The sequence below is a fragment of the Umezawaea sp. Da 62-37 genome (genome assembly GCF_032460545.1).
Taxonomy (GTDB): domain Bacteria; phylum Actinomycetota; class Actinomycetes; order Mycobacteriales; family Pseudonocardiaceae; genus Umezawaea.
On record NZ_CP135965.1, the window covers coordinates 6,314,853 to 6,337,432 of the forward strand.

Genomic DNA, 22,580 nt, shown 5'->3' on the forward strand with positions numbered 1-22,580 from the left:
GTCGATACTAGGCCTCCGGGTCGGGTTCCCCCGCTACACCGGCCACCTGCGAGCCACCTTGGCGTTTCGCCACGTACATCGCCGAGTCGGCTCGGGAGAGGGCCTGGTTCGCGGTCTCGCGGGGGCGCAGCGAGATCACGCCCACGGACAGCGTCACCCCACGTGAGAGGTCCAATGGCAGGCCCGCCACGGCTTCCACGGCACGGCCCAGGGCAGCCTGCGCCGCGCTGAGCGGGGCGCCGGGCAGGAGCACGACGAACTCGTCCCCTCCGTACCGGGCGACCATGTCGTCCCCGCGCAGCGCCTGGCGCAGTGTGCTTGCAATCACCCGCAGGACGTCGTCGCCCTCGGCGTGGGAGTACCGGTCGTTGACCACCTTGAAGCCGTCCAGGTCGACCAGGGCGATCGACAGCGGGTTGGTCTGCCCGGTGATGAGGGTGGCCATCTTCTCGTCGAGCGCGCGCCGGTTGGGCAGTCCGGTCAGCGGGTCCTGGAGGGCCTGCTGCGCGATGGCGCCGTGCGCCCTGGTGAGCCGCTCGTGGTCGCGCCGGGTGATCAGCGTCGAGGTGCGGGCCTCCTGCATCTGCCACAGCTCGACCTCCAGCGCGGTCGCGTAGCTCTGGAGCGCGGACACCGTCTCCTCGCCCGCGGTGTCGGAGAGCCGGGCGAACTCGCGGACCATGCACAGCATCAGCGTCGGCTCGGAGGTGTCGTGCTCCAGCCGCTTGCGGGCGTCGCCGAGCACCTGGAGCGCCTCGTCGGTGCGGTTCTCGGTCTGGAGGCAGCGGGCGAGCGCGATGGCCACGATGATCAGCTCGCGGGCGTACATCGACAGCTCGCGCAGCGTCCACAGGTTCTCGAGGTGTTCGCTGGACGGGGTGGCCAGCGCGTGCGCGGCGCCGATCACCGGCACCTGCTCGGCGGCCGAGCGGTCCCGGCGGCCGGGGTGCAGCGACTCGCGGAACGGGCCCTCGACCGCCTTCGCGATGGCCGAGGCCATGTCGAAGTGGGCCTTGGCCTCCTCGAAGTTGTCGACCCGTTCGATGCGCAGGCCCCAGCCGATCTTCAGCCGGGTGCGGTTGAGCAGGTGCACGTAGATCTGGTGCGGTCCCGCGCTCTCCCGGATGGCCTCGTTCGCGCGGGCCAGCACCTCGTCGGCCAGCGCGAACACGCCGAGCTGGGTGAGCACGAGCCCGGTGCTCTGCAACGCGGAGGCGAGCAGCCGGTTCCAGGTGCGCTTGTCCAGCACCGGGTCCGGGGTGAGGCCCTCCTCCAGCATGGCCAGCCCGCGGGCGACCTCGGTGAGGGCCTTGTCCTCGACGTTGCTGAGCAGGAAGCGGCGGCCGCGCAGCGCGTGCGCCTCGGCCTCCAGCACGACCAGGCCGTGCCGCTGGGTGTGCGCGAGCATCTCGTCGAGCACGGGGTCGGACAGGTCGACGAGTCCGGGGGTCACCAGCCGGACGACGGCGGCGGCGCGCAGCAGCTGCGCCACGATGCGGGGTTCACCCCGGCCCTGGGCCTCGGCGAGGATCTCGTCGACCTCGCCCGCGGCGTCGAGCTGGTCGGCCAGGTGGCTGCTCTGGGCGATCGCCATGAGTTCTTGCGCGCGACCGACCAGCCAGGCGTCGGACATCTCGTGCAGCCCTGGCGACACGTTGTCCTGCTCGTCGACCGCTTCGTCGTGCAGCGACCCACACCCCCATGCAACCGCAGGGTGACCACCGGGCGTGCCGGTGACCAGATGACCACCGGGCGTGCCGGCGGTCCGGTAGCCGCGCCGGAAGTCCCGGCTCGACCGATCCGCTCCGCCACCAGGATTCGAACCTGGACCATCTGAACCAAAATCAGAGGTGCTGCCTTTACACCATGGCGGATCGGACGGGGCGGGCCCCGTCCACGCGAACACATGTTGTCATGCCGGCGGCCGGCTTGGTCGCACGACCACTCAACTGGCCGCTACCGTTGAGTGATTCGATCATGACGTACCGTGTTGTGCCAGGTCAAGAGGTGCCGATAACGGTCGTCAGGAAGTCGTCCAGATTCCGGGTGTAGGCGCCCGGGTCGACATTCCACTCCGCGGTGTGGTCGGCGCCCCGCACCTCGACGTACCGCAGCGGCCACCGGAGGCGCTCGGCGGCGGCCGCGAGGTCCCTCGACGCCTGCACCGGGACGGTCCCGTCGGCGTCACCGTGGAAGATCAACGTGCTCGGCTTGACCCGCGGCGGGTTGGCGATCAGGTCGAACTGGTCGAAGCCGATGTCCGCCCGCCAGTCCGACACGACCTCGGCGACCGGCACGATCGCCGTGGGCACGCCCCGGTTGGCGGCCTGGAGCTCCAGCGTCTTCGTCCAGCTGGTCACCGGCGCGTCCAGCACGACCCCGGCGACGATCGCGGCCAGCGGCGACAGGGCGAGCACCTGGCCGACGATCGCGCCGCCCATGGACCAGCCGTAGAGCAGCACGCGGGTGGCGCCGTGCCCCTGCGCGTACCCGATCGCGGCCTCGACGTCGCGCCACTCGGTGCCGCCCAGGTGGTAGAGGCCGTCCGGGGACGCGGGCGCGCCCTCGGCCCCGTCGTTGCGGTAGGTCACCGCGAGCACCGGCAGGCCGCGCTCGTGCAGCCGCGGCATGACCCGCAGCGCCTCGGTGCGCGCCCCCGCGCGGCCGTGGACGGTGATGGCCCACGTGGTCGACGTGCCGGGCACGAACCACGCCGGGGCGTCGCCCAGCTCGGTGGGGATCTGCACGTCGGTGTAGTCGAGGCGGTGCGCGGTGCGCGGGTCGGTGGTCCACACCGACGCCTGCATGCGCACCTTCGTGCCCGCGGGCGGTGCCGCGCCGTCGATCAGCGGGCGCTGGACCTTGCCGCAGGGACGGCCCTTCACCGGGCCGACGCGGGCCGTGCCGCCCTGCCACACCAGACCCCAGGTGCCGGGCAGCACGGTGTCCTCGGACTCCTCCAGCAGCACGGCGGGCTTCGCCGCGTCGCCCGCCGGGCCCGCGGACGTGTCGCCGAAACCGGGCTGCGCGTTGGCGGGCTCCAGCAGCTGGCCGCTGTAGTACCAGCCGCCGCCCAGGACCCCGCCCGCCGCCAGCAGTAAGACCACGACAGCGGTCGTGGTCAGGATGACGGCGCGGCGACGGCGACGAGGGGACGGCTGGCTCGGTTCCACCGGCACATGATGCAGGCGCGGGACCATGGTGGGCCCTAGGGTGCCGGGATGACTGGTAGACGGCGCGACGGCGACCCGGAGGCGGCGCCGGTCGCCAGGGTCCGCATGACGGGCAAGGAACGGCGTGAGCAGCTGCTCGCCGTGGCCCGCGCCCTGTTCGCGGAGAAGGGGTACGAGGTCACCTCCGTGGAGGAGATCGCCCACCGCGCCGGGGTGAGCAAACCCGTGGTGTACGAGCACTTCGGCGGCAAGGAGGGCATCTACGCGGTGGTGGTCGACCGCGAGATGGAAGCGCTGATGGCCCAGATCGTGAACGCGCTGTCGGGCGGGCACCCCCGCGAGTTGCTGGAGCAGGCGGCCTGCGCGCTGCTGGACTACATCGAGGGGTCGTCGGACGGGTTCCGCATCCTGGTCCGGGACTCGCCGGTGGCGTCGTCCACGGGGACGTTCTCGTCGTTGCTGAACGACATCGCCTCCCAGGTGGAGAGCATCCTGGGGACGCACTTCACCCAGCAGGGGTACGACCGGAAGCTGGCCGCGCTGTACAGCCAGGCGCTGGTGGGGATGGTCGCGCTGACCGGGCAGTGGTGGCTGGAGGTGCGCAAGCCGGGGAAGGACGAGGTCGCCGCGCACCTGGTGAACCTGGCGTGGAACGGCCTGTCGCACATGGACCACAGGCCGGGGCTGACGATCCGCTAACCCCTGGTGACCTTCAGCAGCTTGTCGTCGGTGCCGTTGGAGGACGTCACGTAGAGCGCCCCGTCCGGACCCAGCCGGGCGGCCCGCAGCCTGCCGTGGGTGCCGTCGAGTTCGGCGGGGACGGCCACCGAGTGCACGCCGCCCTCCGGGGTGAGCGTGAACAGCATCAGCTTCGACCCCTTCAGCGCCGCCACGGCCAGCACGCCCTCCAGGTCGCCCCACTGCGAGCTCGCGAGGAACGCCGCGCCGGAGATCGCCTCGGTCGGGTCGCCGGACACCCACACCGCGGGGACGGCGTCGGGGAAGCGTTGCAGGTCGGTCATCGGCACGCCCTCGTCGTAGCCGGGCTTCGTGCCGCCCTGGCCGGGGTCCCAGCCGTAGTTGGCGCCGGGCTTGAGGAGGTTCAGCTCGTCGTCGATGTCGGGGCCGTGCTCGGCGGTGAAGACCTGGCCGGTCTTCGGGTTGACGGCGACGCCCTGCACGTTGCGGTGGCCGTAGGTGTAGACCCGGCTGCCCGCGATGGGGTTGTCCGATTGCGCGGCGCCCGTTTCCAGGCTGATGCGGAGCACCTTGCCGCCCAGGCTGTCGAGGTTCTGGGCCGCGGTGCCGTTGGCGGTGTCGCCGGTGCCGACGAGCAGCGAGCCGTCCTGGGCGATGGTCGGGCGGCAGCCGGAGTGCCTGCCGCTGGGGTTCACCGGGAGCCCGCCCAGGAGCGGGTTCTTGATCCGCTGGGCGCTCGTGCCGTCGTCGGAGAGCTGCCAGGTGACCAGGCGGACGTCGTCCCGCGAGGTCTGGCAGGTGGTGAAGCGGTGCGAGGTGAGGAAGTCCGGGTGGACGACCAGACCCATCAGTCCGCCCTCACCGCGTGGCTCCACGTCGGCTAGGTCGGCCTTCACGTCGGTGGCCTTGCCGTCCTTGACGAGCGTCAGCTTGCCGTCGCGCTGGGTGACGAGCATCTGCCCGCCGGGCAGGAAACCGACGTCCCAGGCGTGGCTCAGACCGCCCACGACCTCCTCCACCTTGAGACCGGTGGGGGCCTGCGCCTGCGACGGGGGTGGTGGCGCGCCGCTACCCGTCGTGGTGGTGGAACACCCGGCGACGAGGGCGACGGCCAGCACTCCGACGAGTCGGTTCATGTGTCCACGATGACGGATTCGCGGTGTGGTGGCTGTTGGCGGGGGGTCAAGGTGCGCCGGAACGATCGCGGGTCCCGCCTGGTCGACCCGGTCGAGCGCTCGCACCTCGTCGGTGCGACGGTGCGGTCCGGTCGGGACCGGCGTGAGGTCGGCGCCGCCTGTCGGGAACTCGTGAAGGCCGGGATCCCTGTCGTGTGTCCGGTCGGGGTCGTTCGCCGTTCCGGAGGAAGCGGACGACCGCTGAGGCTCAGGCCGTCGCGCCCAGGTGTTCCGCGACGTCCTCCGGCAGCGGGTACGGGCGTTCCGGCGGCAGCAGCGCCGTGGCCTCGGCCAGGGAGCCGGCGCGGACCAGGGCGTGGATCTGGTGCGCCAGCGGGGTCACGTCGGTCAGGCCGGTGATCCACTCATCGACGTACCTGGTGCTGGTCGCGCCCGCCAGGCCCAGTTGCAGGGAGCGGTGGTCCAGCGGGTTGTGGTGGAGGTCGCGTTCCGGGTCCCACTGGACGCGGACCTCGGGTTTCGCCGTGGTGGTGTCGTGGCTCAGGACGGCGGCGCGGAGGGCGGATTCGAAGCCCGACCGGGTGATCCGGACGGCCAGCACGTGCTCCTGGCCCTCCTTCAGGCCCCAGCCGCAGCGGTACATCATCCACAGGAACGACGGTTTGACCCAGGTCATCCGGCCCGGTTTGAACGGGGGGACGAAGGTGCCCGCGGCCAGTGCCGGGAGGGCGATGGCGGGGGAGTAGGCCTGGTAGACGGTGATGTGCCGATCGTCGTGGTCGGCTCTGACCTCTTTGTCCTTCACCACTCCAGCGTGCCGGGGACGTCAACCGGGTTGGCCGGGACGCGGCAGCGCCGCGTCCCGGCCGAAGGGGGCTACTCCTGCTCCACCGCGACGTCGGTGTACTCCGACGAGTCGGCCGTGGAGATCGTGGACTCGTACAGCCGGAGGTTCTCGTCGGCGTCCCGGAAGGCGAACACGACGGGACCGCCGATGCCCGTCTGGTCACCCGAGGGATCGGTGCGCGACACGACCGGGGTGCTGGTCCCCTTGTCGAACAGCGGAGTCCATTCGCGGTAGGCGTCGCTGTTCGGCGACATCTGCCTGGTGACGTTGATGGAGCCACCGGCGCCGCGTGCGGCGATCCGCACGATCCCCTGGCCGTCGACGACGGCGGCCGGCGCGCCCTCGGCGTGGGTGGTGCCGATCGGCTGCCACACGCCGGGGAAGCCGGTCGCGGTCCCCCGCTGCGTCGCGATCGTGCCGTCGGAGCGCAACGCGAAGACCTGCAGGTACCCGTTGCCGCCGCTGACCATCGACGGGAGACCCCGCACGGTGCCCCCGCCCAGCGTGCGCCACGGCCCCAGCGACGTGACGAACGTGGCGACCTTCACCTCGCCGTCGACCGGCCGGGTGCGGCCGACGATCTCGAAGGCCAGATCCCAGGGCACCACCTGGAAGTCCGGGCCGATGTCGGTGACGCCCAGGTCCCGCCAGCCCGTGAAGGGGCCGCCGTCCTCGGACTGCGCTGTGGTCCACAGCCTGTTGTCGCGGTCCAACGCGAACCCGCGCACGGCGCCGCTGGGCCCGCGCGCGAACTTCACCGGCCCGGACATCCACCCGCCGAGGGCCGCGGGGTCGGACCAGGTGTCGCCGGAGCCGCCCGTCCACCTGACCGCGCTGTCCAGGCCGAGGGTGAACACCTGGAACGAACTCCCGGTCGGGACCGCCGACGGCGGGCCGGTGAGGTCGGCGCCGACCGGTGCGGAGAACCGGACCGACGCGAGGTCGTCGCGGTCGGTCTGGAACGCGTGGACCTGCCTGCCGGAACCGTCGACGTAGAAGTAGTCCATCAGCCCGTCCACACCCACGGCCGCGACGGGGGCCCACGTGTCCTGCCGCACGGCGGCGCGCCGGGGCTGGGGGACGCCGTCGAGCCTGCACGCGTCGGGGGCGGCGACCGTGTCGACGTCGTCGCCCCAGCCCGTGCCGACGACCCGGCCCGCGCCGGAGTCCGCCCAGGTGCCCGACTCCTCGAGGTAGCGGTTCCAGACGAGGTCGCCCTCGCCGTCCACGCCGTACAGCACGTCACCGCCGGGGGAGGACACGCGGTCGAAGACCTCCCACCCCCGGTCCACCGGCACCCGGTAGCTGATCCAGCGCCGGGAGTCCGCGTGGTAGCGGAAGCGGAACAGGTCCCCGTTCGGCGTGCGCGCGAAGAGGACCCCGTCGCCCGCGGCGACGATCAGGTCGTACTGGCTCCACTCCACGTCGAGCACGGTCCCGTCGGCGTCGTCCCAGTCCTCGCCGTCCCACCGGTAGGTCCTGAGCTGCCCGCTGCCGTCGACGGCGAAGATCCGGCCCTGCTCGTCGACGGTGATGAGGTCGCGGCGGGCGGGGGTGGTGAAGCCCTCCCACCCGGAGCCGATCTGCCGGACGGCGCCCCCGTTCTCCCAGCCGCCCGCCCAGTCCCAGCGGAAGAGGTTCAGCGCGCCCTCGGGCGTGATGTTGTAGACCGCCCCGTCCGCGCCCGCGAGCGTCCGGCCGTGCCAGTCGGTGCCCTCGACGTCCCCGCCCGACCAGGCGGGAGCCCCGGTCTCGGGCTCGTCGTGGCCGTAGACCGCCAGGTCGCCGTTGGTCCTCGTGGTGAAGATCGGCGCTCGGGACGAGCACTCCAGCGCCTGCGCCGCCGAAGCGGTCGACGGCGACACCACCAGCAGCGCCGCCGAGACGGCCGCCACCGCCAACGGCGCGACCCACTTCCGGAAGTCCCCCACTTGCCACCCCAATTCCTCCGGGCACGCCGAAATGGGGATTTCCCCCCAGGTGGACGTGCCGAACACCGGCTTTGCCCGCGCGTCGAATCGTGCCGGCCACGCCGATCCGCCACAACGGGAAGCGCCCCCTACCCCGAAGTCGAATGTGCAGGCGGAATCACCTCCATGCCTGGTGGGACGGCCTGCGGTCGGGTTCCGGGCAATCCGCCGGGAGCATTCGGCCTCCGTTATTCGACGGCCGGTCGAATTGAGCTCTTTCGTCGAGAGCGACCGTTGTCGGTCGAAATGGCGGTTGCCCCCATCCTGCCGCGCCCGGTGGTCGCGGGATCCGGTCGCGGAGCGGTCGGTGTCGCGGCGGGGTTACCCTGGAAAGCAGAGAACCCCTCCCGGGGAGCGATCAGTCCGGGGCAGGGGTCTGTCCGCGTTTCACGCACAGGAGTTCCGAAATGCCCCAGCCCGGCCCGCTGTCCGGCCTGCTGACCACCGTCCTGTCCGACAAGGCGCTGCGCGCACTGGTCGACGCGGCCGGTGAACCGTCGCTGGAACTCGAAGGCCCGCCCGCCGCCAGGCCCCTGGTCACTGCGGCACTGGCGTCGGCGGAGGGCGCCGACCGCACGGTGCTGGTGGTGACCGCGACCGGGCGGGAGGCCGACGACCTGACGGCGGAGTTGTGCGACCTGATCGGGCCGGACGCGGTCGTGCACTTCCCGTCGTGGGAGACGCTGCCGCACGAGCGGCTGTCGCCGCGGGCGGACACGGTGGGCGCCCGGTTGCAGATCCTGCGCAGGCTGGCGCACCCGGAGGAGCACCCGGCGGGCGCGCTGAAGGTCGTGGTGACGACCGTGCGGTCGCTGATCCAGCCGATGGCGCCCGGCCTGGGCGAGCTGAAGCCGGTGCACCTGGAGACGGGTGTGGAGATCGACTTCGCGGAGCTGGTCGAGCGGCTGGTGGACGTGGCCTACGCGCGGGTCGACATGGTCGAGAAGCGCGGGGAGTTCGCGGTGCGCGGCGGGATCCTCGACGTGTTCCCGCCGACCGCCGAGCACCCGCTGCGGGTGGAGTTCTGGGGCGACGAGGTCAGCGAGATCCGGCCGTTCTCGGTGGCCGACCAGCGGTCGCTGCCGACCGAGGTGCGGGAGTTCACCGCGCCGCCGTGCCGCGAGATGCTGCTGACCGACGACGTGAAGGTCCGCGCGGCGGCGCTGGCGGAGGAGCACCAGGGGGACGCGCACCTGGTGGAGATGCTGGACAAGATCGTCAACGGCATCCCGTCGGAGGGCATGGAGGCGCTGATCCCGGCGCTGTGCGAGGGCGAGCTGCAGATGCTCACCGACATCGTCCCGGACGGCACGCAGGTGCTGCTGGCCGATCCGGAGAAGATCCGCGCCCGCGCCCAGGACCTGGTGCGGACCGGCCAGGAGTTCCTGGAGGCCTCGTGGATGGCGGCCGCGGGCGGCGGCAAGGCGCCGATCGACCTCGGCGCGTCGGCCTACCGCAGCCTGGCCGAGGCGGCGGACGCGGCGCGCGCCAAGGGCCGCTCGTGGTGGACGCTGAGCCAGCTGACCAGCGAGGGCGAGGACGTGCTGCGCCTGGACCTCAAGCACGTCGAGGCCTACCAGGGCGACGTCGAACGGGCCTTCGCCGACCTGCGCGCGCACGTCACGACCGGCGGCACGGCGGTGCTCGTCGTGCCCGGTTCCGGCACCGCGCAGCGGGCCGCCGAGCAGCTCCGCGACGCCGACGTGGCGTCCACGCTGGCGGAGAACGGGCTGGTGGGCCCCCCGAAGGCCGGGCTCGTCACGGTCGTGCGGGGCACGCTCGAAGGCGGCTTCTCCATCCCCGAACTGGCGCTGGTGGTGCTCACCGAGACCGACCTCACCGGCGGTCGCGGCGGCACGTCCACTAAGGACATGCGCCGGATGCCGTCGAAGCGGCGCAACAGCGTGGACCCGCTGGCGCTGCGCCCCGGCGACTACGTCGTGCACGAGCAGCACGGAATCGGCAAGTACGTGGAGATGGTGCAGCGCACCGTGGCGGGCGCGACCCGCGAGTACCTGGTGCTCGAGTACGGCTCCAGCAAACGGGGTCAGCCGGGCGACCGGCTGTTCGTGCCCACCGACCAGCTCGACGACATCTCCCGCTACGTCGGCGGCGAGCTGCCCACGCTGAACAAGCTCGGCGGGTCGGACTGGAAGAACACGAAGACCAAGGCGCGCAAGGCGGTCAAGCAGATCGCGGCCGAGTTGGTGCAGCTCTACGCGGCCCGCCAGTCCGCGCCCGGCCACGCGTTCGCCCCGGACACCCCGTGGCAGCGCGAGCTGGAGGACGCGTTCCCGTTCACCGAGACGGTCGACCAGATGGCGGCGATCGACGAGGTCAAGGCGGACATGGAGCGCTCGGTCCCGATGGACCGGGTGATCTGCGGCGACGTCGGCTACGGCAAGACCGAGATCGCGGTGCGCGCGGCGTTCAAGGCGGTGCAGGACGGCAAGCAGGTCGTGGTGCTGGTGCCGACGACCCTGTTGGCGCAGCAGCACCTGAACACCTTCGCCGAACGGATGCGCGCGTTCCCCGTGACGGTGAAGGGGTTGTCCCGGTTCACCGACGCGCTGGACTCGGAGCAGACCGTCGCCGGGCTGGAGGACGGCTCGGTCGACGTCGTCATCGGCACGCACCGGCTGTTGCAGAAGGGCTTGCGCTACAAGGACCTCGGCCTGGTGATCGTGGACGAGGAGCAGCGCTTCGGCGTCGAGCACAAGGAGCACATCAAGGCGCTCCGGACGCACGTCGACGTGCTGACGATGTCCGCCACGCCGATCCCGCGCACGCTGGAGATGAGCCTCGCGGGCATCCGCGAGATGTCCACGATCCTGACCCCGCCGGAGGAGCGCCACCCGATCCTCACCTACGTCGGCGGCTACGACGACAAGCAGGTGGGCGCGGCGATCCGGCGCGAGCTGCTGCGCGACGGCCAGGTCTTCTACGTGCACAACCGGGTGTCCTCCATCGAGCGGGCCGCGCGCAAGATCCGCGAGCTGGTGCCGGAGGCGCGGGTCGTCACGGCGCACGGCCAGATGAACGAGGACAAGCTCGAGAAGATCATCGAGGGCTTCTGGGAGAACGAGTACGACGTCCTCGTCTGCACGACGATCGTCGAGACCGGCCTGGACATCTCCAACGCCAACACGCTGATCGTCGAGCGCGGCGACATGCTCGGCCTCTCCCAGCTGCACCAGCTGCGCGGCCGCGTCGGCCGTGGCCGCGACCGCGGGTACGCCTACTTCCTGTACCCGCCGGAGTCGCCGCTCACCGAGACCGCGCACGACCGGCTGGCCACGATCGCGCAGAACACCGAGCTGGGCGCGGGCATGGCGGTCGCGATGAAGGACCTGGAGATCCGCGGCGCGGGCAACATCCTCGGCGCGGAGCAGTCCGGCCACATCGCGGGCGTCGGCTTCGACCTGTACATCCGGCTGGTCGGCGAGGCCGTCGAGGCGTTCCGCAAGCACGCGGGCGCCGAGTCGGAGCTGGACGAGGAGCTGGCGGACGTCCGGATCGACCTGCCGGTCGACGCGCACATCCCGCACGACTACGTGCCGGGCGAGCGGCTGCGGCTGGAGGCCTACCGCAAGATCGCCGCCGCGGGTGACGCCGCCGCGCTCCAGGCCGTGCTGGACGAGCTGAAGGACCGCTACGGCACGCCGCCGCTGCCGGTCGACCGGCTGCTCGCGGTGGCCGTGCTGCGGCAGGTCTGCCGGGCGCACGGCGTGACCGAGGTGTCCGCGCAGGGCAGCACGATCCGGTTCGCGCCGCTGGAGCTGATGGACTCGCAGCTCGTCCGGCTGCGCAGGCTGCACCCGAAGGCGATCTACAAGGAGACCGCGCGCACGGTGTCCCTGCCGAGGCCCACCGAGGGCGCCGCGGGCGGCCGGATGGGGGCGCCGCAGCTGCGTGACCAGGAACTTCTGGACTGGTGCGCGCACTTCCTCCAGACGTTGTCGGGTAGCGCTGTGAGGGCGGCCACTGGCGCGTGAGAAGGTAGCCTCGTGAGCACTGTGCTGAGGCCCCGGTACCGGCGATTCACCCTGCTCGGCGTTGCCGCCGCCCTGCTCCTGGCGGGTTGCGGTTCCGGCCCGTCGCAGGCGGGGGCGGCCGCGATCGTGGGCGACACCGTGATCCCGCTGAACCTCGTCCAGGACCGGCTGGCCGACTACCTGGACCGCCGGCCCGAGGGCGGGCAGGTCGCGGGTGAGGGCGGCGCCGCGCCGCAGGCGAAGCTGGACAAGACCGCGCGCGACATCCTGACCTTCAAGATCCAGCACGAGCTGACGCTGCGCGCCGCCGAGCGCGAGGACGTCAGCGTCTCCGAGGACACGCTGAGCCAGCTGCTGGAGCAGGCCGGTGGCGCCCAGCAGCTCAGCGAGGGCACGTTCTTCGACGCGGACACCTTCCGCAACGAGCGCGCCCGCGACCAGCTGCTCCAGGTCGAGATCGGCCGCAAGTACGCGGACAAGCTCGCGGTGACGTTCGACTACTTCTACGCGAACGACACCCAGGACGCGATCGACAAGGCGAAGCAGATCGCCCGCGACCCCGCGAAGATGGACCAGTTCGTCCGCGAGGCCAAGCAGAAGGACTCCCAGGCCGGCGAGACGGACGCCAAGGTGTCCTCCGCCGAGTCCCCGCAGCTCGCCACCACGCTGCTGTTCGGCGTGCCCGCGAACACGGTGATCGCGTTCCCGCCGTCGCCGGAGCAGGGCAACTGGATCGTCGCGCACGTCAAGGAGCGCTCCACCACGGCGAAGCCGTCCGCCGACGGGGGCTCGCAGGAGCTGACCCCGGACGTCCTCGCGGGCATCGGGCTGCGGATGCTCCAGCCGCTGTCGGACGAGCTGAAGATCCGGGTCAACCCGCGCTACGGCGTGTGGGACAACTCGGCGATGGGCCTCGCCCCGAGCGAAGGCGAGAAGGCGGGCTTCCAGATCGCCGTCCAGCAGCCGAAGTCGTGACGCTGGTCGACGGCTGCGCGGTCGTCCTGCGCGGTGCCGCCGACGTGCTGCCGGTCGCCGCGCTGCCGCACCTGCGCGGCGCGGCGCACGTGTTCGGCGTGGACGAGCAGCCGCCCGCCCCCGAACTGCTGGTGAAGCTGGCGCGGGCCGAGTCCGTCGTGCTCGTCGCGGCGTCGGCCGCCGAGCCCGCGGCCGCGGCCCTGGTCGCGGCCGGTGCGCCGGTCGTCGGCCTCCCGGTCGGCGCGGGCCTGCTGGACGCGGTCGCGGTGATGGACCGGCTGCGCTCGCCCGGCGGCTGCCCGTGGGACGCCGAGCAGGACCACGACACGCTGCGGCAGTACCTCGTCGAGGAGACCTTCGAACTGCTGGAGGCCATCGAGGACGGCGACCGCGCGGCCATGCGCGAGGAACTCGGCGACGTGCTCCTCCAGGTCCTGTTCCACGCCCGCGTGGCCGCCGAGCACGCCTCGGACGCGTTCACCGTGGACGACGTGGCCGCGGAACTCGTGGCGAAGCTGGTCGGCAGGCACCCGCACGTGTTCGCGGGCGGCGATTCGAAGGTGGAGGACTCCTCGACGCAGCAGTTGCGCTGGGAGGAGCTGAAGCAGGCGGAGAAGCAGCGCGAGTCCAGTGTGGACGGCGTCGCGCTCGGCCAGCCCGCGGTGGCGCTGGCGGCGAAGCTCGCGCAGCGCACCAAGCGCGCCGGGTTCCCCGTGGACCTGCTCCCCGGGTGGAATGCCGCCTCCGCTGAGGGGATCACGTCGGCGAGGGGGGATGACGCGGGCACGACGCTGTTCGCGGTGGCGGCGTTGGCGAAGCTCGCGGGCGAGGACCCGGAAACCGAGTTGCGCGCGGTTTCCCGCGGGTTCGCGGCGAACGTCCGGGCGGCCGAGACGGCCGCACGTCTCGAAGGAATCACCACTCTCACGTCCGACGACTGGCGGCGGTTCTGGCCCGCTAACGTCGAGGTGTGATCGAACCCGCGTACCTCCGCTTCCCGCACCCGCACGGCGACCTCGTGACGTTCGTGGCCGAGGACGACGTGTGGCTGGCCCCGCTGGACGGCGGCCGCGCGTGGCGGGTGTCCGCCGACCAGGTCCCGGTCAGCGGCCCGCGCTTCTCCCCGGACGGCACCGCGCTGGCCTGGGCGAGCACCCGCGACGGGGCGCCGGAGGCGCACGCGGCCCCGGTCGACGGCGGCCCGTCGGAACGGCTGACCCACTGGGGCCACAGCACGACCCGCGTCCGCGACTGGACACCGGACGGCGCCGTGGTGGCCGTGACGGCCGCCCGCGAGGCCACGTCCGACCGCACCTGGGCGCACGCCGTGCCGCTGGACGGCGGACCCGCCCGGCGCCTGCCGTTCGGCTGGGTCGGCGACGTCGCGTTCGGCCCGGACGGCGTCGTGGCGGTCACCAGCTCCTACGGCCGCGACCCCGCCTGGTGGAAGCGCTACCGGGGCGGCGCGGCGGCGAAGCTGTGGCTGGACCTCGACGGCGACGGCGAGTTCCACCGGATCCTGCCCGAGCTGACGTCCTCGCTCACCTCGCCGATGTGGGTCGGCGGCAGGCTCGCGTTCCTGTCCGACCACGACGGCGTCGGCAGCCTCTACTCCGTCCTCCCGGACGGCACGGACCTGCGCCGCCACACCGAGCAGGAGTTCTACGCGCGCGCCGCGAGCACCGACGGCACCCGCGTCGTCTACCAGAACGCGGGCGAGCTGTGGCTGCTCGACAGCCTGGAGGCCGACCCGCGGCGGCTGGAGATCCGCCTCGGCGGCCCGCGCAACGCCCGCCGCCCCAATCACGTCCTCGCCTCCCGCAACGTCGAGGACGTGTGCCCGGACGAGACCGGCCGCGCCAGCGCCGTCGAGGTCCGCGGCACGGTCCACTGGGTCACGCACAAGGACGGCCCCGTCCGCGCGCTCGCCGAGGAGCCCGGTGTGCGCGCCCGGCTGCCGCGGGTCGTCGGGGAGAGCGGCCAGGTCGTGTGGGTGACCGACGCCGAGGGCGAGGACGGCCTGGAGTTCGCGCCGGTCGGCGGCGTGGAACCGGGCAACGCGCCCCGCCGCGTCGCCGTCGGGCAGCTCGGCCGGGTGCACGAGCTGCTGGTGTCGCCGGACGGCCGCCGGGTCGCGGTCGCCTCGCACGACGGCAGGCTGCTGCTGGTCGACGCCGAGTCCGGCGAGGTCCGCGAGGTGGTGCACGGGGCGAACCCGCTGGTCAGCGACCTGGCATTCTCGCCGGACTCGAACTGGATCGCCTGGTCGCACCCCGGCCCCCGGCCGTTGCAGAACATCAGGATGGCCAACACCACGGACCTGTCCACCGTGGACGTGACGCCGCTGCGGTTCACCGACTTCTCGCCCGCGTTCACCGAGGACGGCCGCTACCTGGCGTTCCTGTCGGTGCGCAGCTTCGACCCGGTGTACGACGCGTACGTGTTCGACATGTCCTTCCCGACCGGCTGCCGCCCGTACCTGCTGCCGCTGGCCGCGACCACGCCGTCGCCGTTCGACCCCTACCGGCTCGGCCGCCCGGTCGGCGACGACGACGCCGCGGACAAGGCGAAGGACGCCGAGGACGAGAACCCGATCACCGTCGTGGACCTGGAGGGCCTGGCGGACCGGGTCGTCTCGATCCCGGTCGCGGCCGCCCGGTACGCGGGCCTCACCGCGGCCAAGGGGAACCTGCTGTGGCTGCGCAGCCCGCTCGTCGGCGTGCTCGGCGACAACATGGCCAGCCCCGACGCCCGCCCGCCGCGCTCGGTGCTGGAGCGGTTCGACCTGGCCAAGCTCAAGGCCGAGGTGCTCGTCGAAGGCGTGGACGCCTACGCCGTGACCGGCGACGGGCAGCGGATGGTCGTCACCGACGGCCCGTCGCTGCGGCTCGTGCCGACCGACCGCAAGGTCGACCCGGACGACGAGTCGACCGACGCCGTCGACATCGACCTGTCCCGCGTCCGGGTCGTCGTGGACCGCGCCGCCGAGTGGCGGCAGTCCTACGACGAGGCCGGTCGGCTGATGCGCGACAACTTCTGGCGCACCGACATGGGCGGCGTCGACTGGCAGGGCGTGCTGGACCGCTACCGCCCGCTGGTCGACCGGCTCGGCAGCCACTCGGACCTCGTGGACCTGCTGTGGGAGGTCCAGGGCGAGATGGGCACCTCGCACGCCTACGTCTTCCCGTCCGGCGGTGGCGGCGGCGGCCGTTCGCAGGGCCTGCTCGGCGCCGACCTGGAACGCGACGACAGCGGCGCGTGGCGGGTCGTCCGGATCATCCCCGGCGAGACCTCCGACCCGGCCGCCCGTTCCCCGCTGGCCGCCCCCGGCGTGGCGATCCGCCCCGGCGACGCCCTGGTCGGCGTCGACGGCCGCCAGGTCGACCCGCTGCGCGGCCCCGCGCCGCTGCTGGTCGGCACGGCGGGCAAGCCGGTCGAGCTGACCGTCCGCCCCGGCGGCGGCGGTGAGCCGCGGCGGGTCGTGGTCGTGCCGCTGGACGACGACTCCGCGCTGCGCTACCACGCCTGGGTCGCCGACCGCCGCGCCCACGTGCACGAGCTGTCCGGCGGCCGCGTCGGCTACCTGCACGTCCCCGACATGATGGCCGGCGGCTGGGCCCAGCTGCACCGGGACCTGCGGGTCGAGCTGCACCGGGAGGGCGTGGTCCTGGACGTCCGCGAGAACGGCGGCGGCCACACCTCCGAACTGGTGGTCGAGAAGCTCGGCCGCAAGGTCATCGGCTGGTTCGTCGCCCGCGGCTACACCACCGCCGACAGCTACCCGTCCGAGGCCCCGCGCGGCCCGGTGGTGGCCGTCACCGACGAGTTCGCGGGCTCCGACGGCGACATCGTCAACGTGGCCATCAAGGAGCTGGGCATCGGCCCGGTCGTGGGCACGCGCACCTGGGGCGGCGTGATCGGCATCGACATGCAGTACTCGCTGATCGACGGCACCATGGTCACCCAGCCGCGCTACGCCTCCTGGTTCGCGGGTCCCGGCTGGGGCGTCGAGAACCACGGCGTCGACCCGGACGTCGAGGTCGTGATGACGCCGCAGGACCGGGTGGCGGGTCGCGATCCGCAGCTCGACACGGCCGTGCGGCTGGCGTTGGAGGCGCTGGTCGAGCACCCGGCGGCGACCCCGCCGGAACTGCCGCCGCTGGCCTGAGCGCCTTCCGCCACACGATCGGGTCCTCATGCCCGTCCGGGAGGGCGGGTCCATCGCCGCGCCCCGACAATCGAGCCGACCCGATCATCGACAGAAGGCTCCTGATGACGACCGCTCTGCGCGTGCGCAAGTTCGACCGCTTCTTCGACCTGCTCGACACCGACGGCAGCGGTTTCGTGGAGGCGGAGGACTGGGCGCGGACGGCCAAGGCCCTCATCGAGGGCTTCGGCCACCCGGCGGACTCCCCGCGGGCGTCCGCGCTCCGGGACACCTACGCCAGGATCCACGAGACCGTGCGCTCCGCGATGGACACCGACGGCGACGGGCGCGTCAGCCGGGAGGAGTTCCACGTCGGGATCCGGGCGCACGTCGCCGACCCCGCCCTGTTCGACCGCACGTTCCGCCCCGCCGTCGACGCGGAGTTCGACACCGCCGACCTGGACGGCGACGGGATCCTCGACGAGACGGAGATCCGCGGGGTCTGGCGGGTCTGGGGCATGTCGGAGGCGGACGCCACGTCCGCGATGAAGCACATGGACCAGGACGGGGACGGCCAGGTCACCCGCGACGAGTACTACGCCGCGTGGCGGGAGTACCTCATGAGCGAGGACCCCGACGCCCCCGGCAGCTGGATCCTCGGCGAGCTCTGACGGTGACCGGACCCCGGCAGTCCCCACGGGCGGCCGGGGTCGTCAGCGCGCCCTGCTGCCCCATGCCGTGACGAGCGTGTAGCCCAGTTCACGGGTGTGCGGAGCGGTGAGGTGCCTCATGGCCTCGGCGAAACCCGCGGCGTCGACGAAGCCGGTGGCGATGACCTCCTCGCGCATGGCGGCGAAGGTCAGCTCCCAGAACCTGATCGTCGGGCTGCCCGCCCACACCAGCGGGGTGTCGGCGGCCAGCCCGACGTCGGTCAACCCGACGTCGAGCAGCGGGGTCGGGTAGACGCGCGCGTAGTTCAGGTCGCTGCCGAGGGTGTCGGCGAGGGCCTGGTCGTAGCCCTGGGTCATCGCGCGCACCGCGAAGCTCGGCGAGGCCGCGGACATGGTGTTGACGACGTCGCTCAGCACGAGCCTGCCGCCGGGGTTGAGCCAGGAGGCCAGCCGGGGCAGGACCCGCCGCCTGCCGGGGAGGTGGCTCATCGTCAGCCGGGCGTGGACGAGGTCGAAGCCGGGTGGCGGGAGCAGGTCGGGACCGGCGGTGTCGACGTCGGCCTCCCAGACGCGCACGCCGGGGTGATTCGCCTCGCGCAGCAGGCTCGCGTCGCGGTCCAGGGCGATCACCTCGCCGTCGGGGCCCGCCTGTCCGGCGAGCCAGGCCGCCACGGTTCCGGGGCCCGCGCCCACGTCGAGGCAGCGCAGGCCGGCGAGCGGGCCCAGGTCCGCGAGGCGGCGTCGGGAGAAGGCGTCGAACACGTCCCCGATCAGCCCGATCCGCTCCTGTTCCAGGGGTTGGTCGAAGCCGTACAGCCGCGTTCCGTAATCCTCCGTAGTCGACATGCGCGATACTGTAACCGACAGTAGTCGTCCGACCCGCTGGGAGCGCTCTGTGCGGAACCTCCGCGACCACCCGGAACGGGCGGCGCCACCGCCGCACCCCGACCTGGTGCGCGGCCTGTCGGACACCCCGCGCCGGCTGCCGTACCGGCTGCTGTGGGACGACCACAACACCGCTTTGTACGACCGCATCCGCGCGCGGCCGGAGTACTACGTCGACCGCCTGGAGACCGGGCTCCTGCACGCCCACGCGCCCGACATCGTCGCCGCGGCCGGCGCCGGGGGACTGCTCGACCTCGGGTCCGGCACCGGTTCGAAAGCCCTGATCCTGCTGGGGCAGGCGCACGCGCCCTCGTGGTTCGCCCCCGTCGACGTCAGCGCCCCGGCGCTGGCCCGCCTGGCGGAGCGCTTCGCCCGGCATGCGCCGGACATCGCCGTCCACCCGCTGGAAGCCGACTTCACGCGGCCCTGGCCCGATTCCCTCGACCGGGCCCCGAGGCCGTTGCTCGTGGCGCTCCTCGGCGGCACCCTCGGCAACTTCACCGGCGAGGAGCGCCGGGACCTGCTGACCCACCTCGGCCGGATGCTGCGCCCCGGCGACACGCTCCTGCTGGGCGTTCCGCTGCGGCACGACGTCGAGGCCATGCGGTCGGCCTACGACGACCGCGCCGGTCTCATGGTCGAGTTCTACCGCCACTGCCTGCGCATCCTCAACCGCGACCACGGCACCGACTTCGACCTGGACGCCTACGGCCACCACGTCGGCTGGTCGGCCCGGCACCACCGCGTCGAGATCGGCCTCCAGGCCCGCGCCGACCAGCGCGTCCACGTCCCCGGCGTGCCCGCTGCGCACCTCATCCGCCGCGGCGAGGTCCTGCGCGCCGTGGTGGCCGCCCGCTTCACCAGGTCCTCGTTCACCGCGGAACTCGCCCGCCACGGCTTCCGGCCCCTGCGGTGGCACGCCGAGGAGACCGGTCGCTACGCGCTCGCGCTGGTCGGCGCCACCACTCGTCCGATCGGGTAGTACCCGACCGTGTGGGCGCGTTCGCGTGCGCTCGGCGGGCGGAAGGCGGCCAATAGGAGGAGCGGGTTTCCGCGGACGGCGTCAGGGGGTCGTGGTGGGTCATCGGGAGTTGCCGCGCGGGCGGGGGATCTTCGGGATCGGACTGGCGCTGCCGCTGGCCGCGGCGGGCCTCGGCGCGGCGCTGGCCCTGGTGGTCCTGCCCAGCGACCAAGCGCCGGACCAGGGGATCGGACGGCCGTTGCGGGCGACGTCGGGGCCGATCCCGATGAGCGCGCACCGGCCCGAGGTGCTGGTCACGGAGTCGGCGGTGACGCCGCTCGCGGAACGGACCGCCGTGGAACCGCCGGACGTCCCCGAGGGCGTCCGCATGGGCCCGGCACCCGCCGTGCGGGCCCTGCCGGAGGCACCGTCGTCGGAGCGGCCGTCCACCGCGGAGCGCCGGGAGCACCCGGAACCGCGCTCGCACCGGACCAAGCCGACCCGGAGCACGACGACGCTCCCCAGCGCCACCACCACTTCCCCGTCGAGCACGTCGGCCCAGCCGAGCGGCCAGCCCTCCGACGGTTCAGAGACCCCTTCGACGTCGGCCGACCCGGAGCCGTCCGCGTCCCCGAGGGAATCCTCCCCGTCGTCGAGCGAGCCCTCAGCCTCGCCGAGCGAGTCGTCCTCGACGCCGTCGGACGGCTGATCACCCGAACAGGGTGTCGCCCCAGAACCCGCCCTCGCGGACGCCCGGCGGGACGGCGAAGTGGCCGGACCCGGTGTGCTCCACGTACTCCATCATCCTGTCCTTGGTGGACAGCGCCGTCTGCATGGGCACGAACTGCTTGCGCGAGTCGCGGTTGAAGCCGATGAAGAACAGCCCGGCGTCGAGGTGGCCGAGGCCGTCGGAGCCGTCGGTGAAGTTGTAGCCGCGGCGCAGGATCTTCGCCCCGGCAAGGGATTCGTGCGAGGCCAGCCGGATGTGCGCGTCCACGCCGATGGTCGGCAGCCCGCCCGCGCCGTTGACGTGCAGGTCGGGCTCGTCGAACTCCTCGACCTGCCCCAGCGGCGCCCCGGTGCCCTTCCTGCGCCCGACGATCTCCTCCTGCTCCCGCAGCGACGTGCGGTCCCAGATCTCGATGTGCATCCGGATCCGCCGCGCCACCAGGTAGGTGCCGCCGACCAGCCACTCCGGGCCGTCCTCCTTCGACACCCACACCTGGTCCCGGAGGGTGTCGGGCTCCTCGGCCTTGATGTTGCGGGTGCCGTCCTTGAAGCCGAACAGGTTGCGCGGCGTGGCCTGCGCCTGCGTGGTGGACGACGTGCGCCCGAACCCGAGCTGCGACCAGCGCACGGCGACCCGGCCGAAGCCGATGCGGGCGAGGTTGCGGATGGCGTGCACGGCGACCTGCGGGTCGTTCGCGCACGCCTGCACGCACAGGTCGCCGCCGCTGCGGTTCGGGTCCAGGTCGTCGGCGGGGAAGTGCGGCAGGTCGATCAGCGCCTCGGGCCGCCGGTCGGCGAGCCCGAACCGGCCGTCGAACAGCGACGGCCCGAACCCGATCGTGATCGTCAGCGCCGACGCCGGCAGGTCGAGGGCTTCGCCGGTGTCCTTCGGGGGCGCCTCAGCGGATCCGCCGACAGCACCGTCCTGGGCAGCCTCCTGCCCCGCGGTCATCCGCGCGGCGGCCTCGGTCCACTCCTTGAGCAGCGCCACCAGTTCCGCGCGCTTGGCGGTCTTCACGTCGAAGGCCACGAAGTGCATCCGGTCCTGCGCGGCGGTGGTGATCCCGGCCTGCCGCTCACCGTGGAACGGCACGGCGGACGCGAGCCCGGAGGTGTTCTCCACCTCCTGGCGCCCGCCGCCACCCGCGACGACCCCGACGACGGCGCCCGCCCCCGCCAGTGCCGCACCGGCGCCGGCGAGGCCGAGGAACCTCCGCCGGGGAAGTCCGCCGGTCACTTGGCGACGGCCTCGGCGACCTTGCTGATCGGCTCGCCGAGGGCGTCGACAGCGGCGGCCAGGTCCTTGATCTCCGTCTCGGTCAGGTCGGTGTAGAGCTTGAAGCCGTCGTCCTTGCGCTGCTTCTCCAGCAGGTCGTCCAGCGCCTTGAACTTCTCGTCCAGCGTGGTCAGCAGCGCGGCGTCCTTCTCCTGGATCACCGGGCGCAGCGCGGCCACGGCGGCCTGCGAGCCGTCGACGTTGGCGCGGAAGTCCCACAGGTCGGTGTGCGAGTAGCGGTCCTCCTCGCCGGTGATCTTGCCGGTGGCGACCTCGTCGAGCAGGTCCTTGGCGCCGTTGGCCAGTTCCAGCGGGGTGAGTTCGACCGACTTCGCCTTGTCGACGACGTCCTTCACGTTGGTCAGCAGCCCGTCGGCGATCGCGGGCGAGTCGGTGACCAGGCCGGTGGTCCAGAGGTCCTTCTCCAGCCGGTGGAACCCGGTGAACTCCTGCCCCTCCTCGATGACCTCCTCGCGGCCGTCGATCTTCGGGTCGAGGTCGCCGAAGCTCTCCGCGACGGGCTCGATGCGCTCCCAGTACAGCCGGGCGACCGGGAACAGCGCCTTCGCGTCCTCGACCTTGTTCGCCTTGACCGCGTCGACGAACTCGGTCGTCTTCGCGAGCAGGCTGTCGGCCTGGGAGTTGACGTACCGCTGGTACTCCTTGGTCGCGTCGGCCAGCTTCGTGTCGGTGTCGACGGACTTGCGGCCCTCGCCGGTCACGGTGAAGTCGGCGCGGATGCCGTCGCCGACCATGCCGGGCTTGCACGCGGTCTGGAGCTTGCCCGCGTCGGTCAGCTCCACGATCAGCCGCCGGGTCAGGCCGGGACCGATGTTCTCGACCTCGCCCAGGATCCGGTCGCCCTCGGCGTAGAGGTAGAACTCGGTGACCTTGCTGCCCTTGTTGCTGACCTCGAAGGTCACGTTGCCGGTGTTCGAGCTGGTGCGCGCCACCTTGCAGGCGGTGTCACCGGCTTCGACGGCGATCGGGCCGTCGGCGCCCGCCGCGGGCGTGGACCCGCCGCCGCAGGCCGCGAGCACCGACAGCGAGGCGGCGGCCACCAGAGCCGTGCGCAAGGGGGTCGCGCGCAAGGGGGTTGTGAACACGGGCTTCTCC

The 22,580-nt window shown here is 72.6% G+C and carries 16 protein-coding genes and 1 tRNA gene; 8 read left to right on the plus strand and 9 right to left on the minus strand.

The window, feature by feature from the left end; all coding sequences use genetic code 11:
* Window positions 1-7: 7 nt before the first annotated feature.
* The 3 genes from RM788_RS29160 to RM788_RS29170 all read right to left on the minus strand — a co-directional run bounded on the left by RM788_RS29160 (window position 8) and on the right by RM788_RS29170 (window position 3,173).
* A complete protein-coding gene (locus RM788_RS29160) occupies window positions 8-1,654 on the minus strand; it encodes a GGDEF domain-containing protein (protein WP_315920959.1) in 1,647 nt (548 codons plus the stop codon).
* 149 nt (window positions 1,655-1,803) lie between these two features.
* Window positions 1,804-1,874 (minus strand) — tRNA-Gln (locus RM788_RS29165).
* Between the two features lie 126 nt (window positions 1,875-2,000).
* A complete protein-coding gene (locus RM788_RS29170) occupies window positions 2,001-3,173 on the minus strand; it encodes an alpha/beta hydrolase family protein (protein WP_315920961.1) in 1,173 nt (390 codons plus the stop codon).
* 105 nt (window positions 3,174-3,278) lie between these two features.
* Here RM788_RS29170 and RM788_RS29175 point away from each other — a divergent pair, with 105 nt between their 5' ends.
* The gene (locus RM788_RS29175) at window positions 3,279-3,872 is read left to right on the plus strand and encodes a TetR family transcriptional regulator (RefSeq protein ID WP_315934797.1); all 594 of its coding nucleotides are present in this window, start codon (window positions 3,279-3,281) and stop codon (window positions 3,870-3,872) included.
* On the opposite strand, the gene RM788_RS29180 is transcribed toward RM788_RS29175, so the two are convergent.
* The 3 genes from RM788_RS29180 to RM788_RS29190 form a co-directional block, all read right to left on the minus strand.
* Complete coding sequence (locus RM788_RS29180) at window positions 3,869-5,008, minus strand: PQQ-dependent sugar dehydrogenase (RefSeq protein ID WP_315920963.1); 1,140 nt, start codon at window positions 5,006-5,008, stop codon at window positions 3,869-3,871. The genes RM788_RS29175 and RM788_RS29180 overlap by 4 nt on opposite strands.
* A 247-nt stretch (window positions 5,009-5,255) precedes the next feature.
* Complete coding sequence (locus tag RM788_RS29185) at window positions 5,256-5,813, minus strand: DUF4291 domain-containing protein (RefSeq protein ID WP_315920965.1); 558 nt, start codon at window positions 5,811-5,813, stop codon at window positions 5,256-5,258.
* 71 nt (window positions 5,814-5,884) lie between these two features.
* The gene (locus RM788_RS29190; protein WP_315920967.1) at window positions 5,885-7,786 is read right to left on the minus strand and encodes a tachylectin-related carbohydrate-binding protein; all 1,902 of its coding nucleotides are present in this window, start codon (window positions 7,784-7,786) and stop codon (window positions 5,885-5,887) included.
* A 446-nt stretch (window positions 7,787-8,232) separates the two neighbouring features.
* Between RM788_RS29190 and mfd the strand changes: the two genes are divergently transcribed.
* The 5 genes from mfd (at window position 8,233) to RM788_RS29215 (ending at window position 17,613) form a co-directional block, all read left to right on the plus strand.
* On the plus strand, window positions 8,233-11,820 hold the full coding sequence (gene mfd, locus RM788_RS29195; RefSeq protein ID WP_315920969.1) for a transcription-repair coupling factor: 3,588 nt from the start codon (window positions 8,233-8,235) through the stop codon (window positions 11,818-11,820).
* 12 nt (window positions 11,821-11,832) lie between these two features.
* On the plus strand, window positions 11,833-12,795 hold the full coding sequence (locus RM788_RS29200; protein WP_315920971.1) for a SurA N-terminal domain-containing protein: 963 nt from the start codon (window positions 11,833-11,835) through the stop codon (window positions 12,793-12,795).
* Window positions 12,796-12,797: 2 nt separating this feature from the next.
* Entirely contained in the window at window positions 12,798-13,769 is a 972-nt protein-coding gene (locus RM788_RS29205) for a nucleoside triphosphate pyrophosphohydrolase (RefSeq protein WP_399345120.1), read from the plus strand.
* Entirely contained in the window at window positions 13,766-16,963 is a 3,198-nt protein-coding gene (locus tag RM788_RS29210; protein ID WP_315920975.1) for a S41 family peptidase, read from the plus strand. The genes RM788_RS29205 and RM788_RS29210 overlap by 4 nt, the downstream gene beginning before the upstream one ends.
* A gap of 104 nt (window positions 16,964-17,067) precedes the next feature.
* On the plus strand, window positions 17,068-17,613 hold the full coding sequence (locus RM788_RS29215; RefSeq protein WP_315920977.1) for an EF-hand domain-containing protein: 546 nt from the start codon (window positions 17,068-17,070) through the stop codon (window positions 17,611-17,613).
* Window positions 17,614-17,655: 42 nt separating this feature from the next.
* On the opposite strand, the gene RM788_RS29220 is transcribed toward RM788_RS29215, so the two are convergent.
* The gene (locus RM788_RS29220; RefSeq protein ID WP_315920979.1) at window positions 17,656-18,459 is read right to left on the minus strand and encodes a class I SAM-dependent methyltransferase; all 804 of its coding nucleotides are present in this window, start codon (window positions 18,457-18,459) and stop codon (window positions 17,656-17,658) included.
* A gap of 49 nt (window positions 18,460-18,508) precedes the next feature.
* Here RM788_RS29220 and RM788_RS29225 point away from each other — a divergent pair, with 49 nt between their 5' ends.
* Both RM788_RS29225 and RM788_RS29230 read left to right on the plus strand, forming a co-directional pair.
* On the plus strand, window positions 18,509-19,480 hold the full coding sequence (locus RM788_RS29225; protein ID WP_315920981.1) for an L-histidine N(alpha)-methyltransferase: 972 nt from the start codon (window positions 18,509-18,511) through the stop codon (window positions 19,478-19,480).
* 94 nt (window positions 19,481-19,574) lie between these two features.
* The gene (locus RM788_RS29230) at window positions 19,575-20,168 is read left to right on the plus strand and encodes a hypothetical protein (protein WP_315920983.1); all 594 of its coding nucleotides are present in this window, start codon (window positions 19,575-19,577) and stop codon (window positions 20,166-20,168) included.
* Here the strand turns inward: RM788_RS29230 and efeB are convergent, their stop codons facing one another.
* Together efeB and efeO are read right to left on the minus strand one after the other, a co-directional pair.
* Window positions 20,169-21,425 (minus strand): iron uptake transporter deferrochelatase/peroxidase subunit, encoded by a 1,257-nt coding sequence (gene efeB / locus RM788_RS29235; RefSeq protein WP_315920985.1) that lies wholly within the window; start codon window positions 21,423-21,425, stop codon window positions 20,169-20,171.
* Window positions 21,422-22,570 (minus strand): iron uptake system protein EfeO, encoded by a 1,149-nt coding sequence (gene efeO, locus RM788_RS29240; protein ID WP_315920987.1) that lies wholly within the window; start codon window positions 22,568-22,570, stop codon window positions 21,422-21,424. The genes efeB and efeO overlap by 4 nt, the downstream gene beginning before the upstream one ends.
* Window positions 22,571-22,580: the final 10 nt, after the last annotated feature.

Excerpts from the sequence above, each read along its gene's own strand:
- RM788_RS29175 (WP_315934797.1), top strand. The coding sequence starts at position 3,279 with ATGACGGGCAAGGAACGGCGTGAGCAGCTGCTCGCCGTGGCCCGCGCC.
- RM788_RS29180 (WP_315920963.1), bottom strand. The coding sequence starts at position 5,008 with ATGAACCGACTCGTCGGAGTGCTGGCCGTCGCCCTCGTCGCCGGGTGT.
- mfd (WP_315920969.1), top strand. The coding sequence starts at position 8,233 with ATGCCCCAGCCCGGCCCGCTGTCCGGCCTGCTGACCACCGTCCTGTCC.
- RM788_RS29215 (WP_315920977.1), top strand. The coding sequence starts at position 17,068 with ATGACGACCGCTCTGCGCGTGCGCAAGTTCGACCGCTTCTTCGACCTG.
- RM788_RS29220 (WP_315920979.1), bottom strand. The coding sequence starts at position 18,459 with ATGTCGACTACGGAGGATTACGGAACGCGGCTGTACGGCTTCGACCAA.